The 19,307-nt window shown below is 66.1% G+C and carries 17 protein-coding genes; 10 read left to right on the forward strand and 7 right to left on the reverse strand.

The window, feature by feature from the left end; genetic code table 11:
* Positions 1 to 13: 13 nt before the first annotated feature.
* Positions 14 to 1,861 carry a translational GTPase TypA gene (gene typA / locus ABE422_RS14860; protein WP_346483239.1) on the reverse strand — a complete coding sequence of 616 codons (1,848 nt, stop codon included), beginning with the start codon at positions 1,859 to 1,861 and terminating at the stop codon, positions 14 to 16.
* A gap of 340 nt (positions 1,862 to 2,201) precedes the next feature.
* Here typA and ABE422_RS14865 point away from each other — a divergent pair, with 340 nt between their 5' ends.
* The 5 genes from ABE422_RS14865 (at position 2,202) to ABE422_RS14885 (ending at position 7,868) form a co-directional block, all read left to right on the forward strand.
* A complete protein-coding gene (locus ABE422_RS14865) occupies positions 2,202 to 2,696 on the forward strand; it encodes a peptidylprolyl isomerase (protein ID WP_121042904.1) in 495 nt (164 codons plus the stop codon).
* A gap of 63 nt (positions 2,697 to 2,759) precedes the next feature.
* Positions 2,760 to 3,746, forward strand: a complete 987-nt coding sequence (locus tag ABE422_RS14870) for a malate dehydrogenase (protein WP_088435213.1) — start codon at positions 2,760 to 2,762, stop codon at positions 3,744 to 3,746.
* Positions 3,747 to 4,133: 387 nt separating this feature from the next.
* Positions 4,134 to 6,011 (forward strand): propionate--CoA ligase, encoded by a 1,878-nt coding sequence (gene prpE, locus ABE422_RS14875; protein WP_346483240.1) that lies wholly within the window; start codon positions 4,134 to 4,136, stop codon positions 6,009 to 6,011.
* A 228-nt stretch (positions 6,012 to 6,239) separates the two neighbouring features.
* Entirely contained in the window at positions 6,240 to 6,734 is a 495-nt protein-coding gene (locus ABE422_RS14880; RefSeq protein ID WP_346483241.1) for a hypothetical protein, read from the forward strand.
* Positions 6,735 to 6,806: 72 nt separating this feature from the next.
* Positions 6,807 to 7,868 (forward strand): suppressor of fused domain protein, encoded by a 1,062-nt coding sequence (locus tag ABE422_RS14885; protein ID WP_313217329.1) that lies wholly within the window; start codon positions 6,807 to 6,809, stop codon positions 7,866 to 7,868.
* Between the two features lie 80 nt (positions 7,869 to 7,948).
* Here the strand turns inward: ABE422_RS14885 and ABE422_RS14890 are convergent, their stop codons facing one another.
* The 5 genes from ABE422_RS14890 to ABE422_RS14910 all read right to left on the reverse strand — a co-directional run bounded on the left by ABE422_RS14890 (position 7,949) and on the right by ABE422_RS14910 (position 13,274).
* Positions 7,949 to 8,560: a glutathione S-transferase N-terminal domain-containing protein gene (locus ABE422_RS14890; protein WP_313217330.1), complete on the reverse strand. Its 612-nt coding sequence runs from the start codon at positions 8,558 to 8,560 to the stop codon at positions 7,949 to 7,951.
* Between the two features lie 89 nt (positions 8,561 to 8,649).
* Positions 8,650 to 9,108 carry a cell wall hydrolase gene (locus ABE422_RS14895; RefSeq protein ID WP_088435200.1) on the reverse strand — a complete coding sequence of 153 codons (459 nt, stop codon included), beginning with the start codon at positions 9,106 to 9,108 and terminating at the stop codon, positions 8,650 to 8,652.
* 291 nt (positions 9,109 to 9,399) lie between these two features.
* On the reverse strand, positions 9,400 to 11,433 hold the full coding sequence (locus ABE422_RS14900) for an NADPH-dependent 2,4-dienoyl-CoA reductase (protein WP_346483242.1): 2,034 nt from the start codon (positions 11,431 to 11,433) through the stop codon (positions 9,400 to 9,402).
* A gap of 105 nt (positions 11,434 to 11,538) precedes the next feature.
* Positions 11,539 to 12,150 (reverse strand): hypothetical protein, encoded by a 612-nt coding sequence (locus ABE422_RS14905; RefSeq protein WP_313217333.1) that lies wholly within the window; start codon positions 12,148 to 12,150, stop codon positions 11,539 to 11,541.
* A 98-nt stretch (positions 12,151 to 12,248) separates the two neighbouring features.
* Entirely contained in the window at positions 12,249 to 13,274 is a 1,026-nt protein-coding gene (locus ABE422_RS14910) for a zinc-binding alcohol dehydrogenase family protein (protein WP_313209613.1), read from the reverse strand.
* A 373-nt stretch (positions 13,275 to 13,647) separates the two neighbouring features.
* Between ABE422_RS14910 and ABE422_RS14915 the strand changes: the two genes are divergently transcribed.
* From ABE422_RS14915 to ABE422_RS14930, 4 genes are all read left to right on the forward strand, one after another.
* On the forward strand, positions 13,648 to 14,739 hold the full coding sequence (locus ABE422_RS14915; protein ID WP_088435197.1) for an OmpA family protein: 1,092 nt from the start codon (positions 13,648 to 13,650) through the stop codon (positions 14,737 to 14,739).
* A gap of 226 nt (positions 14,740 to 14,965) precedes the next feature.
* A complete protein-coding gene (locus ABE422_RS14920) occupies positions 14,966 to 15,475 on the forward strand; it encodes a hypothetical protein (RefSeq protein ID WP_313209609.1) in 510 nt (169 codons plus the stop codon).
* A gap of 19 nt (positions 15,476 to 15,494) precedes the next feature.
* The gene (locus ABE422_RS14925) at positions 15,495 to 16,346 is read left to right on the forward strand and encodes a pseudouridine synthase (protein WP_313209607.1); all 852 of its coding nucleotides are present in this window, start codon (positions 15,495 to 15,497) and stop codon (positions 16,344 to 16,346) included.
* Positions 16,347 to 16,437: 91 nt separating this feature from the next.
* Positions 16,438 to 16,782, forward strand: coding sequence for a hypothetical protein (locus tag ABE422_RS14930; RefSeq protein WP_313209605.1), 345 nt, complete (start codon positions 16,438 to 16,440; stop codon positions 16,780 to 16,782).
* Positions 16,783 to 17,033: 251 nt separating this feature from the next.
* Here the strand turns inward: ABE422_RS14930 and kbl are convergent, their stop codons facing one another.
* Complete coding sequence (gene kbl / locus ABE422_RS14935; protein WP_346483243.1) at positions 17,034 to 18,245, reverse strand: glycine C-acetyltransferase; 1,212 nt, start codon at positions 18,243 to 18,245, stop codon at positions 17,034 to 17,036.
* A gap of 192 nt (positions 18,246 to 18,437) precedes the next feature.
* Here kbl and ABE422_RS14940 point away from each other — a divergent pair, with 192 nt between their 5' ends.
* Positions 18,438 to 19,139, forward strand: coding sequence for a TorF family putative porin (locus ABE422_RS14940; RefSeq protein ID WP_137190938.1), 702 nt, complete (start codon positions 18,438 to 18,440; stop codon positions 19,137 to 19,139).
* Positions 19,140 to 19,307 lie beyond the last annotated feature (168 nt).

The following is a 19,307-nucleotide window of genomic DNA, read 5'->3' on the forward strand; positions in this document are numbered from 1 at the left end:
ACAATGGGTCCGATCAGCCGCCGCGCGATGCCTTCTTGCGGTCGCTTTCGGTCAGGCCCTTCTTGCGCAGGCGGATTTCCTTCGGCGTGATCTCGACCAGCTCGTCGTCTTCGATGAAGTCCAGAGCCTGTTCCAGCGAGTACTTGATCGCCGGGGTCAGCTGGATCGCATCGTCCTTGCCCGAAGCGCGCATGTTGGTCAGCGGCTTGGTCTTGATCGCGTTGACGGTCAGATCGTTGTCCTTGGAGTGGATGCCGACCAGCTGGCCTTCATACACGTTGTCGCCTTCAGCAGCGAACAGCTTGCCGCGTTCCTGCAGCGGGCCCAGGGAGTACGCCGGGGTGGCACCCGGGGCATTGGCGATCATCACGCCGTTCTGGCGCTTGGCGATCGCGCCCTGTTCCTTCGGACCGTAATGGTCGAACACGTGGAACAGCAGGCCCGAACCCTGGGTCAGGGTCTTGAACTCGTTCTGGAAACCGATCAGGCCACGGGCCGGGATCTGGTACTCCAGGCGCACACGGCCCTTGCCGTCCGGCTCCATGTTCTTCAGCTGGCCCTTGCGGGTGCCCAGCTTTTCCATGACGCCGCCCTGGTGCTGTTCTTCGATGTCCACCACCAGCTGTTCGATCGGCTCCATGGCCTGGCCGTCGATCTGCTTGATGATGACTTCCGGACGCGACACGGCCAGCTCGTAGCCTTCACGACGCATGTTTTCGATCAGCACCGACAGGTGCAGTTCGCCACGGCCGGAGACCAGGAACTTGTCGGCGTCTTCCAGCTGTTCAACCTTCAGGGCCACGTTGTGGACCTGCTCGCGATCCAGGCGATCCTTGATCTGGCGGCTGGTCAGGAACTTGCCACCGGACAGGTCCTTGTTGCCGGCGAACGGCGAGTTGTTGACCTGGAAAGTCATCGAGATCGTCGGTTCATCGACGGTCAGCGCCGGCAGCGCTTCCGGGGTATCCGGGTGGCACAGGGTGTCGGAGATGGTCAGTTCCGGAATACCGGAGATGGCGACGATGTCGCCGGCCTCGGCGGTGTCCTGCTCGATGCGCTCCAGGCCCAGGAAGCCCAGCACCTGCGCGACCTTGCCGTTGCGCTTCTTGCCTTCACGATCGATGACCGCGACCTGCATGTTCTTCTTCAGGGTGCCGCGCTGCACGCGGCCGATGCCGATCACGCCCACGAAGTTGTTGTAGTCCAGCTGGCTGATGCGCATCTGGAACGGACCTTCCGGGTCCACTTCCGGCATCGGCGCGTGCTGCATGATCGCTTCGTACAGCGGGGTCATGTCGCCGTCGCGCACGGTGTCTTCCAGGCCAGCGTAGCCGTTCAGGGCCGAGGCGTAGACGATCGGGAAGTCGAGCTGCTCATTGGTGGCGCCGAGCTTGTCGAACAGGTCGAAGACCTGGTCGATCACCCAATCCGGACGCGAGCCCGGACGGTCGACCTTGTTCACCACGACGATCGGCTTGAAGCCCATCGCGAAGGCCTTCTGGGTCACGAAGCGGGTCTGCGGCATCGGGCCGTCCATCGCGTCGACGAGGATCAGCACGGTGTCGACCATCGACAGCACGCGCTCCACTTCGCCGCCGAAGTCGGCGTGTCCCGGGGTGTCGACGATGTTGATCCGGTTCTTGATACCGGTCTTCTTGTCTTCCCAGGTGATGGCCGTGTTCTTGGCCAGGATGGTGATGCCGCGTTCCTTTTCCTGGTCATTGCTGTCCATCACGCGCTCGGCGAGCACGGTGCGCTCGGAGAGGGTGCCGGACTGCTTGAGCAGCTGGTCGACGAGGGTGGTCTTACCGTGGTCGACGTGGGCGACGATGGCGATGTTGCGAAGATTTTCGATAGACATGCGAAAGGGGGCCAGTCGGCGCCGGATTTGGAAAAAGAAGTCCAACATTATACGGCCAAGATGACCAATCGCGAAAAGTGCCTCGCAAGCCTTGCCGGACGGGCATTCAGGTAGTGCCGGCCGCTGGCCGGCAGCCCCATGATCTCCGGCAGGTTCTGCCTGGCTGCCGGCCAACGGCCGGCACTACCGCTGTCCCTGAGGCATTCAGCAAAGCGTTTCCGTGTCGGCGCGGAGGTGCCTGGGCGCGTGGCGACGCGTTTGTCCAACAGGCGCCCGTTGGTCAGGGGGCGCGGTGTATCCTATGGGGCTAACGACAAACCCCCGTACCCCAAGGATTTGCATGTCCCTCATCGCCACTTTCGACACCACCCAGGGCCCGATCAAGGTCGAGCTGTTCGCCGACAAGGCCCCGCTGACGGTCGCCAACTTCGTCAACCTGGTCAAGCACGGCTTCTATGACGGCCTGGTCTTCCACCGCGTCATCCCGGACTTCATGATCCAGGGCGGCTGCCCCAAGGGCCAGGGCACCGGCGGCCCGGGCTACAAGTTCGAAGATGAAAAGAACGGCGTGAAGCACCAGGTCGGTTCGCTGTCGATGGCCAATGCCGGCCCGAACACGAACGGCAGCCAGTTCTTCATCACCCACATCAAGACAGATTGGCTGGACGGCAAGCACACCGTGTTCGGCCAGGTCCTCGACGGCCAGGCCATCGTGGACTCGGTCAAGCAGGGCGACGTGATCCATTCGATCACCCTGGAAGGCGACACCGACGCCGTGCTGGCCGCCCAGGCCGAGCGCGTGGCGGAGTGGAACAAGCTGATCCCCAGCGCCTGATCCGATCCCGACGGCCCCCTGCGAAGGGGGCCGTTTTTACGTTTCTTAGCAGAGGAAATCCCCATGAAAGCACCTGTTCGTGTTGCCGTGACCGGCGCCGCCGGCCAGATCGGCTACGCCCTGCTGTTCCGCATCGCCTCCGGCGACATGCTGGGCAAGGACCAGCCGGTCATCCTGCAGCTGCTCGAGCTGCCGGTCGACAAGGCCCAGGCCGCCCTGCGCGGCGTGATGATGGAACTGGAAGACTGCGCCTTCCCGCTGCTGGCCGGCATGGTCGGTACCGATGACGCCGAAGTGGCCTTCAAGGACGCCGATATCGCCCTGCTGGTCGGCGCGCGTCCGCGCGGCCCGGGCATGGAGCGCAAGGATCTGCTGCTGGAAAACGCGAAGATCTTCACCGCCCAGGGCGCGGCGCTGAACAAGGTCGCCAAGCGTGACGTCAAGGTGCTGGTGGTCGGCAACCCGGCCAACACCAACGCCTACATCGCCATGAAGTCGGCACCGGATCTGAACCCGCGCAACTTCACCGCCATGCTGCGCCTGGACCACAACCGTGCGCTGAGCCAGCTGTCGACCAAGCTCGGCAAGCCGGTCGGTGGCATGGAGAAGCTGATCGTGTGGGGCAACCACAGCCCGACCATGTACCCGGATTACCGTTTCGCCACTGCCGATGGTGCCTCCATCGCCGAGGCGATCAACGACCAGGAATGGAACGCCTCCACCTTCATCCCGACCGTGGGCAAGCGCGGCGCGGCGATCATCGAAGCCCGTGGCTCCTCCTCGGCGGCCTCGGCTGCCAATGCCGCCGTCGACCACATCCGTGACTGGGTGCTGGGCAGCAACGGCAAGTGGGTCACCATGGGCGTGCCGTCCGACGGCTCCTACGGCATTCCGGAAGGCGTGATCTTCGGCTTCGCGGTCACCACCGAGAACGGCGAGTACACCCTGGTCAAGGATCTGCCGGTCGACGACTTCAGCCAGAAGTACATCGACAAGACCCTGGCCGAGCTGGAAGAAGAGCGCTCCGGCGTCGCCCACCTGCTGGGCTGATCACTCACACGGGTGGGTGCCGAAGAGAACGGCAGGAGCCGTTCTCAACGGTGCGAAGCGCCGGCCCGGAGGGTGAGCGCCAGGACGGCGCGAATACCGTCGGTCGGTACGGACTGGAAAAAACGCCGGGCATTGCCCGGCGTTTTTTTTGGTTCTTCGCATCTTTTCCCGCGCGGCGGTCGGTGGGTCGGGCGCTGGGGCCCATACCCTTTCCGGCGAATGTCCCCCGGCGTCGGCCTTCGGCCGCCCCCTCCTCCTTTATTTCGCCTACAAGGATATGGGGGCCCAGCGCCCGACCCACCGATCGCCCCTACGACCAAGGTCGGACGGCCCGCGCTTCACCATCGGACTATGCTCGATCCCATGACTTTGTCTGGGAGGGCCGTCATGCGTTACGAAGATGTCTATCGACGTTCGGTCGATGAACCCGAAGCGTTCTGGGGCGAAGAGGCCCAGCGCATCTACTGGCATACACCGCCGCAGCAGATCCTCGACTACAGCAATCCGCCGTTCCGGCGCTGGTTCGTCGGCGGGGAAACCAACCTCTGCTACAACGCGGTGGACCGCCATCTGGTCGACCGTCCCGACCAGCTCGCCCTCGTCGCCATCTCCAGCGAAACCGGCGTTACCCGCGAGATCACCTACCGCGAACTGCACCGCGAAGTGAATGCCTTCGCCGCCGTGCTGCAGCGGCTGGACGTGCAGCGTGGCGACCGCGTGGTGATCTACATGCCGAACATGGCCGAAGCGGTGTTCGCGATGCTGGCGTGTGCACGCATCGGGGCGATCCACTCGGTGGTGTTCGGTGGCTTCGCCGCGCACAACCTGGCACTGCGCATCGATGACGCCGAACCGAAGCTGTTGATCGCCGCCGACGCCGGCAAGCGCGGTGGCAAGGTGATTCCGTACAAGGCGATGGTCGATGCCGCCTGCGCCGAAGCCGCCTCGCCGCCACCGCATGTGTTGATCGTCTCGCGCGGGCTGGACCCTGCCGAGCCGAAGGTGCCCGGTCGCGACGTCGACTACGCCACGCTGCGTGCCGAGGTGGGTGACCAGGACGTGCCGGTGGTATGGCTGGAATCCAGCGAGCCGAGCTATCTGCTCTACACCTCCGGCACCACCGGCAAGCCGAAGGGCGTACAGCGCGATGTCGGCGGCTACGCCGTGGCGATGGCGCAGTCGATGGAGACGGTGTTCGACTGCAAGCCCGGCCAGGTGATGTTCTCCACCTCGGACGTGGGCTGGGCGGTCGGGCATTCCTATAACGTGTACGGCCCGCTGATCGGCGGCTGCACCTCGCTGCTGTACGAAGGGCTGCCGACCCACCCGGACCCGGGCATCTGGTGGGCGCTGTGCGAACAGTACGGCGTGCGCACGCTGTTCTCCTCACCCACCGCGATCCGCGTGCTCAAGAAACACGATGCGGACTTCATCCGCCGCCACGACCTGGCGGCGCTGAAGTACGTCTTCCTTGCCGGCGAACCGCTCGACGAACCGACCGCGCACTGGATCAACGACGCACTCGGCAAGCCGATCATCGACAACTACTGGCAGACCGAAACCGGTTGGCCGGCACTGACCCTGCTGCCGGGCGTGGACATGAAACCGGTGCGCTTCGGCTCGCCCGGTTTCCCGAACCTCGGCTACCGGATGAAGGTGATCGACGAGAACACCGGCGAGACCGTCGCACCGGGCCAGAAGGGCGTGCTGGTCATGATCCCGCCCTTGCCACCGGGCTGCATGACCACCGTCTGGAAGGACGATGCGCGCTTCATCCAGAGCTACTTCAGCCACTTCAAGGAGCTGCTCTACAGCTCGCTGGACTGGGCGATCCAGGACGAAGACGGCTACACCTTCATCCTCGGCCGCACCGACGATGTCATCAACGTGGCCGGGCACCGCCTGGGCACGCGCGAGATCGAAGAATGCATCGCCGGCCATCCGCTGGTGGCCGAGGCCGCCGTGATCGGGGTCAAGGATGAACTCAAGGGCCAGGTGCCGCTGGTGTTCGTCACCCTCAAGCAGGCCCTGCAGGGCGACGGCAGTGCCGTGGCGGCCGAGATGATGCAGCGGGTGACCAACACCCTGGGCGCGGTCGCACGGCCGGCGCACATCCATATCGTCAACGCGCTGCCCAAGACGCGTTCGGGCAAGCTGCTGCGGCGCTCGCTGCAGGCGCTGGCCGAGGAACGTGATCCGGGTGATCTGTCGACCCTGGACGACCCGGCGGCCTTGGAGGAGATCCGGCGCGCACTGGGGAGCTGACGCTGTAGCCCCCTGCACGATGCTGCAGCGCATTACCTGCGAGGCGAACGCTCGGGTAAGCTGCGGACGTGATCGTTGCAGGCCTTGTCGGCGGCACGCCGCGCGCTGGGGACACGGCGCGCCTGGGGCGGCCGCCGGACACGGAGGGCCTGGAAGATCACAGGGGCGCGCAGGTAGCGGCGAACGGCCGGCCTACGCGTGGTACGGCACCACGTGAAGGGGGGACACATGGCGTATATCCAGGCCAAGACGGCCGCTGGCCGTCAGGAAATCGAGGACCGTGCTCGGCGCTTGCCGCCGGCGCTGCGGTCCCTGCTGCTGATGGTCGATGGTCAGCGCGATGACAACGCGTTGACCGCGTTGTTGCCGGGCCTGCGCGCGCCGGACGATGCGCTGGCGCAGCTGTCGGCGATGGGGTTGATCGAGATCGTCGGGGGCAGCGCCGCACCGGTGGTCGCCGCCGCGCTGACTGCCGGGCGCGAGCAGGATCCGGAGCTGTACAAGCGGCTGTATGACTGGATGAGCGAATCGGTGCGCAGGCATCTCGGTCTGAAGGGCTATTTCATGCAGTTGAAAGTCGAGCGCTGCACCGATGCGGGCAGCCTGGAGAAGCTGTGGCCGGACCTGGCCGCTGCGATCAGCAAGGCAAGAAGCCCGGCGCTGGCCAACCGCTGGATGGACGAGACACGCGCGCTGCTGCAGACCGAGCCCGTGATCGCCTGAGGCGATACGTCGACGGCGGCCGGGCAGCACGCTGTTTAGAATGCGTGCTGTTACGTGTGCGGGAGAATAGCGATGGTGGATGAGATCGAGGACGACGGCGCCCCCGGGTGGGATGCCATCGATGCGGCGTTGAAGGCGGTGTATCCCACGCAGGCGCCGCAGCATTACGGCCCGGTGTTGCGTTCGCTGCTGGGGGGCGAGGATCCGCTGGACGGCATCAGCGCGTACTGGAACGATACCCCGCTGCCGCACTGGCACTTCGTCAGCTACGGCTTCTCAGAGCTCTATGAAAAAGAGAGCGATGATCCGTCCACCAGTGGGTACGGCTTCGAGCTGAGCTTCCGGGTTGCCGCCGCGGCGGGCAGCGAGCCACCGCCGTGGGCGATGAATTTCCTGCAGAACCTGGCGCGCTACGTGTTCGCCAACGGCAAGGTGTTCCAGCAGGGCCACTACCTCAATGCGGGCGGTCCGATCGCCGCCGACACCGATACGCTGCTGCGCCACGTCGCCTTCATGCGCGACCCGCAGCTGCCGCCCCGCGAGACGCCCAACGGTTCGCTGGCGTTCCTGCAGGTGATCGGGCTGACCGATGACGAGATGGAGGCGGTGAAGCGCTGGTCGACCACCGGCGTGCTCGAGGCGCTGCTGCCGAAGATGCCGCTGTGGATCACCGATATCGCGCGCGGCTCGCTGCTGGACGATCCCGCACTGGCTGCCGCGGTCGCCGAAGGTGCGGCGCGCGAGGGCTCGCAGACGGCCTATCTGTTCCTGGAAAAGCTGGGCGGGTTGGTGCAGGGCGAGGGCGATGCGCAGCAGGTGACCGTGACCCTGGGAGCGCGCCAGGTGGAATCGCTGCTCGCGTTGCTGCCGGCGCGGTTGCTGTTCGGCCAGCCATTGACGCTGGTCGGCAACGATCGGCAGATCACGCTGTCGCCGGCGGCCGCCAATGCGCTGGTGGTCGAGGGCGATGCGCTGGAATGCCAGTTGGCCCCGGCCACGGTGCAGGCACTGGTCGCCACGGTCATGCCACGCCGTGGCACCTATGCGATCCCGGGTTGGCCGGCGCTGCAGGTGGTGGTGGAGCCGAGCGAGCTGCGCGATGCCGAGGGCACTGTGGTGCGTACGATCGGGTAGAGCCACGCCATGCGTGGCTCCTTGTCCGGCCGGACGCGTGTGTTCTGGCCGGACCGCCTGCAGCCACCCATGGGGTGGCTCTACAGGAGGCCTTCGGCCTTCAGCACTGCCTGCACGCCGGTATCGGCCTCCATGCGCTGCTTGAAGGCGGCGAGGTTGTCCAGGCCGCTCAGGTCGATCTTCGCGCCCGCCGCCCAGCGCAGGGTGATGTAGAAGTACGGATCGGCGAAGCTGCGGAATCCGGCCAGCCACGGGCGGTCGGCCAGCTGCGCATCGGCGCGCTCGAACAGGCCACGCAGGCGCTTGCGGGCGGCGGCGCGGAGCGCGTCGTACTGGGTGTCGTCTTCGATGAAGGTGGCCGGCCCGAACAGCGGCTTGAACGCCGGGTGCAGGTCCGAATTGACGAAGGACAGCCAACGGGTGGCTTCGGCGCGCTGCTTGGGGCTGCCGTCACCGGTCAGGCCGGCCTGCGGGTGGGTATCGGCGATGTAACCCATGATGGCGGCGTTCTGGGTCAGCACGAAATCGCCATCGACCACCACCGGGACCGAACCGGCCGGATTGATGGCCAGGAACGGTGGCGCCTTCAGGGTGTCCTTGTCGAGCAGTTCCACCTCGAACGGCTGGCCGGTCCACTGCAGGGCGATGTGATCGGCGGTGGAGCAGGCTCCGGGCTTGCTGTACAGCTTCATGGGAACTCCGTTGCGGATGGGTGGAAGGTGAGCCGCCCACTATTCCAGAGCCGGCCCCGCATCCTCAACGGTATGGCCGTAACAGATCGTTACGACGCGCGCGGCTTGAGTTTCTGCACGCGATAGAAGGTGTGATCACCGATCGTGGCCACCTGGTAGGCGTTGCGCCAGCTCGGGTTGGCGATCGCCAGGGCGGCGAAGTGGCTCGCACCCGGAACGATTTCCTTGCGCTCACCGGCCGGCAGGGCCCAGTTGCGCTCGGCATCGAAGGCCACCGTCATCGCTTCCTGCCAGGCATCGGCGTTGCCGAGCTGGGTGCCGGGCGCGACGATGGTCGGGGCGAACTGCTTGCGGGCGGTCACCACCTGGCACATCGAGTCGCCCCACAGGCCGCTGTCCAGGCGGCGCAGGGCCACTTCCGCGACGGCTTGCTGGCCGCGCAGGGTCTGGTCACGCGCTTCGAGGTAAACGGTCGTGCTCAGGCACAACGAATCGGCGGCAGGCTGCGGCAACAACTGTGACAGCCAGAGAATCCAGGCCAGTTTCATAAATCTCCTTGCTCCGTGTGGGCCGCACCTGGCTGTTCCATCCGATCATTCGGACGGGGCGAGGGTTACGACTTGGCGTCATGGGGAGGCGGCCATCGGGGCCGCCCGGGGGCGGACCCGAATAGACGTGGGGTCCGCGCGCTCACTCGAACTGGGTGGTGAGCGGGAAAGTTGGCGCACGATAGGGGGGGATTTCCCAATACATCCTGAACCCGAAAGCTTGACATTCAGGTTCGGAGGCAGGGCTGAATCGGCGGTTCAGCCCCGTATTCAGGTTGATGTCGATGCGGATCAGAGCGCGGCGGCGACCCGGCTGCCCTGATCGATCGCGCGCTTGGCGTCGAGTTCGGCGGCCACATCCGCACCGCCAATCAGCTGTGCGTTGATGCCGGCGGCCTGCAGTGCGGCGTGCAGGTCACGGCGCGGTTCCTGCCCGGCGCAGACCACCACATGGCTCACCGGCAGCAGCTGTTCCTGGCCGTCCACGCGGATGCGCAGGCCGGCGTCATCCACACCCAGGTACGTCACGCCACCGAGCATGGTCACGCCCTTGGCCTTGAGCGTGGCGCGGTGGATCCAGCCGGTGGTCTTGCCCAGGCGGGCGCCGGGCTTGCCCGGGCTGCGCTGCAGCAGCCAGACCTTGCGGGCGGGGGCTTCAGGTGCCGGTTTGGCGAGCGCGCCGCGGCCCTCGAACGTCGGGTCCACGCCCCACTCGGCCATCCAGCGTGCCGGGTCCAGCGCGGAGGAGGGCCCTTCGTGGACCAGGAACTCGCCGACATCGAAGCCGATGCCGCCCGCGCCGATGATCGCGACCTGCTCGCCCACCTGGACCCTGCCAAGCAGCACATCCAGATACGTGACCACCTTGGGGTGGTCGGCACCGGGGAAATCGACCCGGCGCGGGGTGATGCCGGTGGCGATCACCACCGCGTCGAAACCGGCCAGCGCGGCCACGTCGGCCACGGTGTCCAGCTTCACCTCGACGCCGGTCTCGCCCAGCTTGTGGCGGAAATAGCGCAGCGTCTCGTGGAATTCTTCCTTGCCCGGGATGCGCTTGGCGACATTGAACTGCCCGCCGATCTCGCTGCCGGCATCGAACAGTGTGACCGCGTGGCCGCGCTCGGCAGCCACGGTCGCGCAGGCCAGCCCGGCCGGGCCGGCGCCGACCACGGCGATCCGGCGCGCGGCGCTGGTCGGGCGGTAGACCAGTTCGGTCTCGTGCACGGCACGCGGGTTGACCAGGCAGCTGGCGGTCTTGTTCTCGAACACATGGTCCAGACAGGCCTGGTTGCAGGCGATGCAGGTGTTGATCGCCTCCGGACGGCCGGCGCGCGACTTGTTGGCCCACTGCGGGTCGGCCAGCAGCGGCCGCGCCAGCGAGACCATGTCGGCACCGCCCGCGGCAAGGATGCGCTCGGCCACGTCGGGCATGTTGATGCGGTTGGTCGCGATCACCGGCACGCGCACGTGCGGTTTGAGTTTGGCGGTAACCGCCGCGAAGGCGCCGCGCGGTACCGAGGTGGCAATGGTCGGGACGCGCGCTTCGTGCCAGCCGATGCCGGCGTTGATCAGGGTCGCGCCCGCCGCTTCGATGGCCTGCGCCTGCTGCACGATCTCGGCCCAGTTGCTGCCGTCGGGCACCAGATCCACCAGTGAGAGCCGGTAGATGATGATGAAATCCGGGCCGCAGGCCTCGCGGATGCGACGCACGATCTCCACGGCGAACTGCATGCGCTGGGCCGCGTCACCGCCCCAGCGATCGGTACGCTGGTTGGTACGCGGGGCGATGAACTCATTGATCAGATAGCCTTCCGAGCCCATCACCTCGACGCCGTCGTAGCCGGCCTCGCGGGCCAGCCGCGCGCTGCGCGCGTAATCGGCGATGTGGCGCTCCACCCCGCGCGCCGACAGCGCCCGCGGGGTGAACGGGTTGATCGGGGCCTTCAGCTTGGAGGGAGCCACCGAGAGGGGGTGGTAGGCATAGCGGCCGGCATGCAGCAGCTGCAGGCAGATCTTGCTGCCGTTGTCGTGCACGGCCCGGGTGACCTGGCGATGCGGTCGCACCTCCCACGGCCAGGACAGCTTGCCGCCGAATGGCTTGAGCCAGCCAACCACGTTGGGCGCGAAGCCACCGGTGACGATCAGCCCGACGCCGCCGGCGGCACGCTCGGCGAAATAGGCCGCCAGGCGCGGGAAATCGCGCGCACGGTCTTCCAGGCCGGTGTGCATGGACCCCATCAGGACCCGGTTGCGCAGTTGGGTGAAGCCCAGGTCGAGCGGGGTGAACAGGTGCGGATAGGCGGTGGATTCGGCGGCTGGCGACATGTGGATACGCTTGCGTACGGAAGCCCGCAGGGTGCCGCGAATGCCCCTGAAGAGCAAGGGCATGTGTCCGCCAGGGGGTCGGCCGTTGGTCGGCACGGACGCCCGCTAGGGCGTGGCAGCTGCCGGGCTGGGCTTGCGGATACCGAACAGCGGCAGGGTGACGCCGCACAACGGGCCGATCAGCAGCGCGAAGGCGAGCGTGCCCACGCCGACGTTGCCGCCGAGCCACCAGCCGATCAGCAGCACGGTGCCTTCGATCGCGCTGCGCACGATCCAGATCGGCCAGCCGGTGCGGGCGTGCAGGCCGGTCATCAGGCCATCGCGCGGGCCGGGGCCGAAGCGTGCGCCGATGTACAGGCCGGTGGCCACCGCGACCATCAGCAGGCCGCAGATGAACATCGGGATCTGCCAGGCCAGGCCCTGCACCTGCGGCAGCAGCCACAGCCCGAACTGCGCGCTGGGGCCGATCAGCAGTACGTTGAGCACGGTGCCCAGACCGGGCTTCTGCCGGATCGGCCACCACAGCAGCAGCACCAGCGCGCCGATCACATTGGTGGCCACGCCGAAGGACAGCGGCGTCTGCAGCGCGATGCCCTGTGACAGCACATCCCAGGGCGCCACGCCGATCGCCGCGCGGATCATCACCGCCGCGCCGAAGCCATACAGGAACAGACCAAGCAGGAGTTGCAGCAGGCGCAGGGGCAGGGACGTGGGCATGTCGGCTTCACCGGAAGGGCCACTGACTGTAGGGGGCCCTTCGCATGGCCGACAGATACAGATGCGCGCGAATCTGCGCAGACACATTGCCGCGCGCGTCAGTCCCAGCCGGACAGCACCAGTTTGCCGATCACGCCGCCGCCTTCCAGCTGGCGATGTGCCTCGCGCAGGTTCGCTGCCGTGATCGAGCCCAGATGCGTATGCGCGGTCGTGCGCAGTTCGCCGGCGTCGATCAGACTGGCGGCCCGGCTCAGAATGCGGTGCTGTTCGATCATGTCGTCGGTCTGGAAGCGCGACCGGGCAAACATGAACTCCCAATGGATGCCGATACATTTGGCTTTGTAGGGATCGCCGATGCGCAATGGTCCGCGCGGTTCAACGATCAGCCCCACATGTCCCTGCGGGGCCAGCAGCTCGCCCAGCGCCTCCCAGTAGTGGTCGGTGTCGGCCAGGTTCAGCGCCACCTGCACCTGCGCGATGCCCAGTGCCTGCAGTTGCGCCGCCAGCGGCTGGCGATGATCGATCACGTGGTCGGCGCCCATCTGTAGGCACCACGCGCGGGTCTGCTCGCGCGAGGCGGTGGCGATCACGCTGAAGCCGGCGTGGCGCGCGAGCTGGATCGCAATCGAACCGACGCCGCCGGCACCCCCGATGATCAACAGGTGCTGCCCGCGGTGGCGGCTGTCTTCAAAGTGCAGCGGCATGCGCTGGAACAGCAGTTCCCATGCGGTCAGCGTGGTCAGCGGCAACGCTGCAGCCTCGGCGAAATCCAGCGTGGTGGGTTTGCGCCCGACCAGGCGTTCGTCCACCCACTGGTATTGGGCATTGCAACCGGAGCGGGTGACATCGCCCGCGTAATACACCTCATCGCCGGGGGCGAACGCCGTGACCTCCGGGCCCACCGCCTCCACCACACCGGCCGCGTCATACCCCAGGATGCGCGCAGGATTCTCCTGCTGCGGGCGCGGCGCGCGCTGTTTGGTGTCGACCGGATTGACGGAAACAGCATGTATTCGTACCAGCAGGTCGCGTCCCTGCGGCACGCCCGGTGGCGCAATGCGCAGGTCCTGCAGCGCGGCGGGGTCTTCAATCGGCAGATACTGGGTCAATCCCACGGCTTTCATATCGGCTCCGGATACGGGGGAATCACCCTCATCATACGGATCACGACGCTGCTGTTTTTGCGCTGAATCAAGGCGCAATCGCCATTTGAACCCTAACGTGAAAAATGTGTCGCTACGTCGCCTGAATTAGGCAAAACCCTTGTCATTGCTGGGTCTTGCGGAATTTCATCAACCTGTATAGGGTGCCACCAGCTGGACCCGGTAGAGGTCTGGCGGTCGTCTTCACATGTTACGGGACTGTTAACATCACCTTCACTCGCCTGAGCATAATGTTCGCGGCGGTGGCGTGCTGAATCGGCAGTCTGAAAACGACGCAGTAGTGCTGGCCCATGCCTCTACCGGTTTCATACCCCCGAAATAGGAGCTGTACTCAATGAACAAGAAGATCCTCACTGCCGCGCTGCTGGGCGGTCTGGCTTTCGCCCAGGCTGCATCGGCGCAGGATTTTGACGACCGCTGGTACCTGACCGGTTCGGCCGGCTTCAACTTCCAGGATAGCGACCGTCTGACCAACGACGCTCCGTTCGTTACCCTGGGCCTCGGTAAGTTCATCAGCCCCAACTGGTCGCTGGATGGCGAGCTGAACTACCAGAACCCGAACTTCGACGCCAACCAGGATCTGAACTGGAGCCAGTACGGCGCCTCGCTCGACCTGCGTCGCCACTTCATCCAGGAAGGCCGCGGCTGGAACCCGTACCTGCTGTTCGGCCTGGGCTACCAGAAGTCGGAAGAAGAGTACGCAGCGCTGAACACCAACGGTCCGCGTGAGCGCAAGGACGGCAACTTCGCCGCCAAGCTCGGCGTCGGTCTGCAGACCACCTTCGAAAAGCGCGTCGCCGTGCGTGCCGAAGTGGCCTACCGTGCTGACTTCGACGACCAGAGCATTGCTGCTCCGAGCGAAGACTGGTTCGGCGACGTGCTGGCTTCGGTCGGCGTCGTGATCCCGCTGGGCCCGGCCCCGGTTGCTGCCGTGCCGGCTCCGGCTCCGGTTGCGCCGAGCTGCGCCGATCTGGATGACGACGGTGACGGCGTCAACAACTGCGATGACAAGTGCCCGAACTCGCAGCCGGGTCAGACCATCGGTCCGGACGGTTGCCCGGTCCCGGTGTCGATCGATCTGAAGGGCGTGAACTTCGACTTCGATAAGTCGAACCTGCGTCCGGACGCGGTTGCGATCCTGAGCGAGGCTTCGGAAATCCTGAAGCGTTACCCGGATCTGCGCGTTGAAGTGGCCGGTCACACCGATTCCAAGGGTACCGACGCTTACAACCAGAAGCTGTCCGAGCGTCGTGCTACCTCGGTGTACAACTACCTGACCCAGAACGGCGTTGACGCTTCGCGTCTGGTCGGTCCGATCGGTTACGGCGAGAGCCGCCCGATTGCGCCGAACACCAACCCGGATGGTTCGGATAACCCGGAAGGTCGCGCCAAGAACCGTCGTACCGAGCTGAACGTCCAGAACTAATCCTTCTGGCAGTACAGTCTCAATAAGCAGGGCCCGGCATTGCCGGGCCCTGTTTTTTTTTGTCTTCTCTCACCTCGACACATAGGCCCTTCCGCGCGCGCGGTCGGGTCGAATCCTGAAAATCGACAATAAATCCAACAAGTTGCCGTATTCATTGAAGGTGGCGCTTGAAAGACGTTGTGGCGCTGTTAAACTCGCCGCGTCGACCCCTTCCTGGATGCATCCCATGCAGCGTTTTGCACTGGCCGCCGCGCTTGGCCTGGCCCTGGTTCCCACCGCCCACGCTGCCGTGGACTGTTCGGCACCTGCCAGCGCATCGCCGCTGCCGCTGCCGGCCACCGCGATCGCACCGGTGGCCGAAGAGCTGTACATCCGCAACGTCCAGTTGGGCATGCCTGCCGGCGTATTGACCTCCAGCTACGACCGCGAGCAGTCGCTGGACAGCGTGCTGCAGCGCCTGCGCATCGACGGCTGCCAGAACATCGCCAAGGCGATCCCCAGTGCACCGGTGATCAACCCGAACGATCCGGCCGCCTACAAGCCGCAGACCGAGTTCGACAACACGCCGTGGCGCTTTGACATGAGCCAGAACGGCAAGCGCATGACCGCCGAAGAATTCGACGCCTGGATGAAGGCGCGCGGTGTGCGCGTGGTCAAGGCGCGCCCGGTACCGGCTGCCGTGCCGGCCGCCACCACCGAAGCACCGGCTGAGACCAAGCCGGCGGACAAGAAGTAAGCCGCCTGAGCGGAGCACGATGACGACACGCCGGCCACCCGCCGCGAACGCGTCCCGACCACGCCGCCCCGAGCGGCGTGCGAGCCCCGCAACAGGCACCCGCAACGCCGCCTCCAGCCCCCCCGCGGGCGCACCGCGGCATGGTCTGGCGCGCGTGCTGTCCAAAGCCGGGCTGTGCTCGCGCACCGAAGCCGCACGCTGGATCGCCGATGGCCGGGTGACGGTCGACGGCCGTGTCATCAACAACCCCGAATTTCCGATCATCGACGGGCGCCATCACGTGCGCGTGGATGGTCAGCCGCTGGATGCGCCCAAGCGCGTGCACCTGATGCTCAACAAGCCGCGTGGCCTGGTCACCACCGCGCAGGACGAGCGCGGTCGCGATACCGTTTACCGCTGCTTCGATGCTGCCGGCCTGCCGTGGATCGCGCCGGTCGGGCGCCTGGACAAGGCCAGCGAAGGGCTGCTGCTCTTCAGCAATGATCCGCAATGGGCCGCGCGCCTGACCGATCCGGCCACCGGCCCGGACAAGACCTATCACGTCCAGATCGATGCCATCCCCGATGCGGCGCAGCTGCAGGCGTTGTGCGCGGGGATCGAGGACGAAGGCGAGCTGCTGCGGGCGCGGCGCGCCACGCTGCTGCGCAGCGGCGACAAGACCGCCTGGCTGGAAGTGGTGCTGGAGGAAGGCCGCAACCGGCATATCCGCCGCCTGCTCGCCGCATTCGACATCAACGTGCTGCGCCTGGTGCGCGTGGCGATCGGCCAGCTGCCGCTGGGCGAGCTGGGCAAGGGCGCCTGGCGCGAGCTCAGCCAACACGATCTGGATCTGCTTCATGCCGTGGCCGACAGCGCCGCGGCCACACCGTGACCTTGTGGCCTGCCGGCATGTGGCAGGCCAATCGACCCGGGCAATGGATGGCCTTCGAAGGGACGTTCCGTTCAACACCGGGAGTAAGACCATGCACGTCAGTACCCTCAACCGTTCCCTGTTCCGCGGCGCCTGCCTGCTGTTGCCGGCCGCGCTGCTGACCGCCTGTGGCGGCCACAAGCAGATCGCCAAACAGGATCCGCCGGTGACCGACAAGGTGGTGGAGATCAGGATCCCCGAACTGGATGGCCGCGGCAGCTACCGCTTCCTGATGAGCGATGGCGACAAGCGCATGAGCGCCGATGAGTTCGATGCCTGGATGAAGGCCAACGGTATCCGGGTGGCCAAGGGCAATGGCCAGGATGGTCCGGTTGCGGCACCGGTGGTGGTGGCCAGCAAGGAAGAGGCCAAGGACAAGAAGAAAAAGAAGAAGTAACCCCGCCGCGCGCGTCGCACCGACGGTAGAGCCGACCGTTGGTCGGCTGGGGCACGCAAGACGTGCCCCCGCATCCGCTATCCACACCGCCACCGACGGTAGAGCCGACCGTTGGTCGGCTGAGGCACGCAAGACGTGCCCCCCGTATCGGATGTCATGACCTGCGACGAGAGGCAGCCGACCAACGGTCGGCTCTACCTCCGTGACGCGCGGGTGCGACGGCCGTGCTGACCGTGGGGCGGCTGGGGCCCTCAGGCCTTGATCACGCCCAGCTCGACGCCGATCCGGGTGAAGGCATCGATGGCACGGTCCAGGTGCGCACGCGTGTGCGCGGCGCTGATCTGGGTGCGGATGCGGGCCTGGCCCTTGGGCACCACCGGGAAGAAGAAGCCGATCGCATAGATGCCTTCCTCGAGCAGGCGCTCGGCGAACTTCTGCGCCAGCGGCGCGTCGTACAGCATCACCGGGCTGATCGGATGCACGCCCGGCTTCACATCGAAGCCCGCCGCGGTCATCTTCTCGCGGAAGTAGGCGGTGTTCTGGGCCAGGGTATCGCGCAGGTCATCGGCGGCGGCCAGCATCTCGAAGGCCTTGATGCCGGCGGCGACCACGTGCGGCGGCAGCGAGTTGGAGAACAGGTACGGGCGCGAGCGCTGGCGCAGCAGTTCGATCACTTCGGCGCTGGCGCAGGTGAAACCGCCCAGTGCGCCGCCCATGGCCTTGCCCAGGGTGCCGGTGATGATGTCGATCTTCTCCAGCACGCCCTTGACCTCGGCCGAGCCGCGGCCCGTGGCGCCGAGGAAGCCGGTGGCATGGCATTCGTCGATGTGGACCAGTGCGTTGTACTTCTTCGCCAGCGCGGTGATCTCATCCAGCGGGGCGATGAAGCCGTCCATCGAGAACACGCCGTCGGTGGTGATCAGCTTGGTCTTGCAGCCGGCCGCATCGGCGGCCTGCAGCTGGGCTTCCAGATCGGCCATGTCGCAGTTGGCGTAGCGGAAACGCTTGGCCTTGCACAGGCGCACGCCATCGATGATCGAGGCATGGTTGAGCGCATCGGAAATGATCGCGTCGTGCTCGCCCAGCAGCGGCTCGAACAGCCCACCGTTGGCGTCGAAGCAGGCCGCGTACAGGATGGTGTCCTGCTTGCCGAAGAAATCGGCGATCTGCTTTTCCAGCTGCTTGTGCAGGTCCTGGGTGCCGCAGATGAAGCGCACCGAGGCCATGCCGAAGCCGTGGGTATCCAGCGCATCCTTGGCGGCCTGGATCAGGTCGGGGTGGTCGGCCAGGCCCAGGTAGTTGTTGGCGCAGAAGTTCAGCACCGTACGTCCGTCGTCCAAGGTGATCTCGGCCGACTGCGGGCTGGTGATGATGCGTTCGGACTTGAACAGGCCCTGGGCGAGGATCGCTTCCAGTTCTTCAACGTAGTGCTGGGTCAGCGAGGCGGTGGTGGCGTCGGTCATGGCAGGCAGTCTTCGGCACGGGAAACCCGGGATTTTACCTGTCGGCGCCGGGCCCGGGGGCGCAGGCGGGGTCTGGCCAGGCCGGCGGTGGGCGAAACGGTTGCACACGTGATTGTTGCATCGCAATATCAATCAGGTTAAAAAACCGTAAACCCCGCTGCACTGCCCACCCCACGTCTGGAGAGACCCCGCATGAACCACGCCACGCGCTGTACCGCCGCCGCTGTGCTCTGCGCCGCCCTGCTTGCCCCGTTTGCCGCCAGCGCCCAGGACGAGGCCGAATCGCCGTTCAGCTGGAACGTCACCGCCGTATCGGACTACGTGTTCCGTGGTGTGTCCCAGACCGATGAGGATCCGACCCTGCAGGCCGGCTTCACCTATACCTCCCCGGTCGGCCTGTATGCGGGCGTGTGGGGCTCGGGCGTGGACTTCGGGCCGGGCGACCCGAGCACGGAGATCGACTACCTGATCGGCTACGGGGTGGATGTCACCGACGGCGTCAATTTCGACGTGCTGCTCAACCGCTACACCTATCCGGGCGCCAGCGAGCTGAACTACAACGAGCTGATCACCACCACCACCTTCGCCGAGCAGTACAAGCTGACGGTGGCCTACACCGACGACCTGTCCGGGTCCGATACCAAGAGCTGGTATTACGCGGTGGGCGGCGAGTGGGGCCTGCCCAATGATTTCACCCTGAGCGCGAACGTGGGCCGTACCTCGCTCGAGACCGATTTCGGCAAGGACTACACCGACTTCAACGTCGGCGTGAGCCGCCAGTTCGGCCTGTTCAACCTGGGCCTGGGGTACCACGGTACCGACGGCGCTGGTCGCGACAACAACGGCAAGCTGGCGGACAACCGCGTGGTGTTCACCGTAGCCGTGGGCAAATGACCTGACGCTGCGATGGACATGAAAAAGGCGCCGCAAGGCGCCTTTTTCGTTTGCCGAGGCCCGTACCGACCAACGGTCGGTACCTACCGGGGCCATGCCACCGCCGAGGCCCGTACCGACCAACGGTCGGTACCTGCCTGGTAGGTCACGACCGTTGGTCGTGACACC

It is taken from the genome of Stenotrophomonas sp. TWI1151 (assembly GCF_039673135.1).
Lineage (GTDB): Bacteria > Pseudomonadota > Gammaproteobacteria > Xanthomonadales > Xanthomonadaceae > Stenotrophomonas.

Bases quoted from the DNA above. Each gene is read 5' to 3' on its own strand.
- ABE422_RS14900 (WP_346483242.1), bottom strand. From the start codon at position 11,433: ATGTCGCCAGCCGCCGAATCCACCGCCTATCCGCACCTGTTCACCCCG.
- ABE422_RS14915 (WP_088435197.1), top strand. From the start codon at position 13,648: ATGAACAAGAAGATCCTCACTGCCGCGCTGCTGGGCGGTCTGGCTTTC.
- ABE422_RS14920 (WP_313209609.1), top strand. From the start codon at position 14,966: ATGCAGCGTTTTGCACTGGCCGCCGCGCTTGGCCTGGCCCTGGTTCCC.
- ABE422_RS14890 (WP_313217330.1), bottom strand. From the start codon at position 8,560: ATGAAGCTGTACAGCAAGCCCGGAGCCTGCTCCACCGCCGATCACATC.
- ABE422_RS14870 (WP_088435213.1), top strand. From the start codon at position 2,760: ATGAAAGCACCTGTTCGTGTTGCCGTGACCGGCGCCGCCGGCCAGATC.
- kbl (WP_346483243.1), bottom strand. From the start codon at position 18,245: ATGACCGACGCCACCACCGCCTCGCTGACCCAGCACTACGTTGAAGAA.
- ABE422_RS14880 (WP_346483241.1), top strand. From the start codon at position 6,240: ATGGCGTATATCCAGGCCAAGACGGCCGCTGGCCGTCAGGAAATCGAG.
- ABE422_RS14885 (WP_313217329.1), top strand. From the start codon at position 6,807: ATGGTGGATGAGATCGAGGACGACGGCGCCCCCGGGTGGGATGCCATC.
- prpE (WP_346483240.1), top strand. From the start codon at position 4,134: ATGCGTTACGAAGATGTCTATCGACGTTCGGTCGATGAACCCGAAGCG.
- ABE422_RS14925 (WP_313209607.1), top strand. From the start codon at position 15,495: ATGACGACACGCCGGCCACCCGCCGCGAACGCGTCCCGACCACGCCGC.
- ABE422_RS14905 (WP_313217333.1), bottom strand. From the start codon at position 12,150: ATGCCCACGTCCCTGCCCCTGCGCCTGCTGCAACTCCTGCTTGGTCTG.
- ABE422_RS14940 (WP_137190938.1), top strand. From the start codon at position 18,438: ATGAACCACGCCACGCGCTGTACCGCCGCCGCTGTGCTCTGCGCCGCC.
- ABE422_RS14910 (WP_313209613.1), bottom strand. From the start codon at position 13,274: ATGAAAGCCGTGGGATTGACCCAGTATCTGCCGATTGAAGACCCCGCC.
- ABE422_RS14865 (WP_121042904.1), top strand. From the start codon at position 2,202: ATGTCCCTCATCGCCACTTTCGACACCACCCAGGGCCCGATCAAGGTC.
- ABE422_RS14895 (WP_088435200.1), bottom strand. From the start codon at position 9,108: ATGAAACTGGCCTGGATTCTCTGGCTGTCACAGTTGTTGCCGCAGCCT.
- typA (WP_346483239.1), bottom strand. From the start codon at position 1,861: ATGTCTATCGAAAATCTTCGCAACATCGCCATCGTCGCCCACGTCGAC.
- ABE422_RS14930 (WP_313209605.1), top strand. From the start codon at position 16,438: ATGCACGTCAGTACCCTCAACCGTTCCCTGTTCCGCGGCGCCTGCCTG.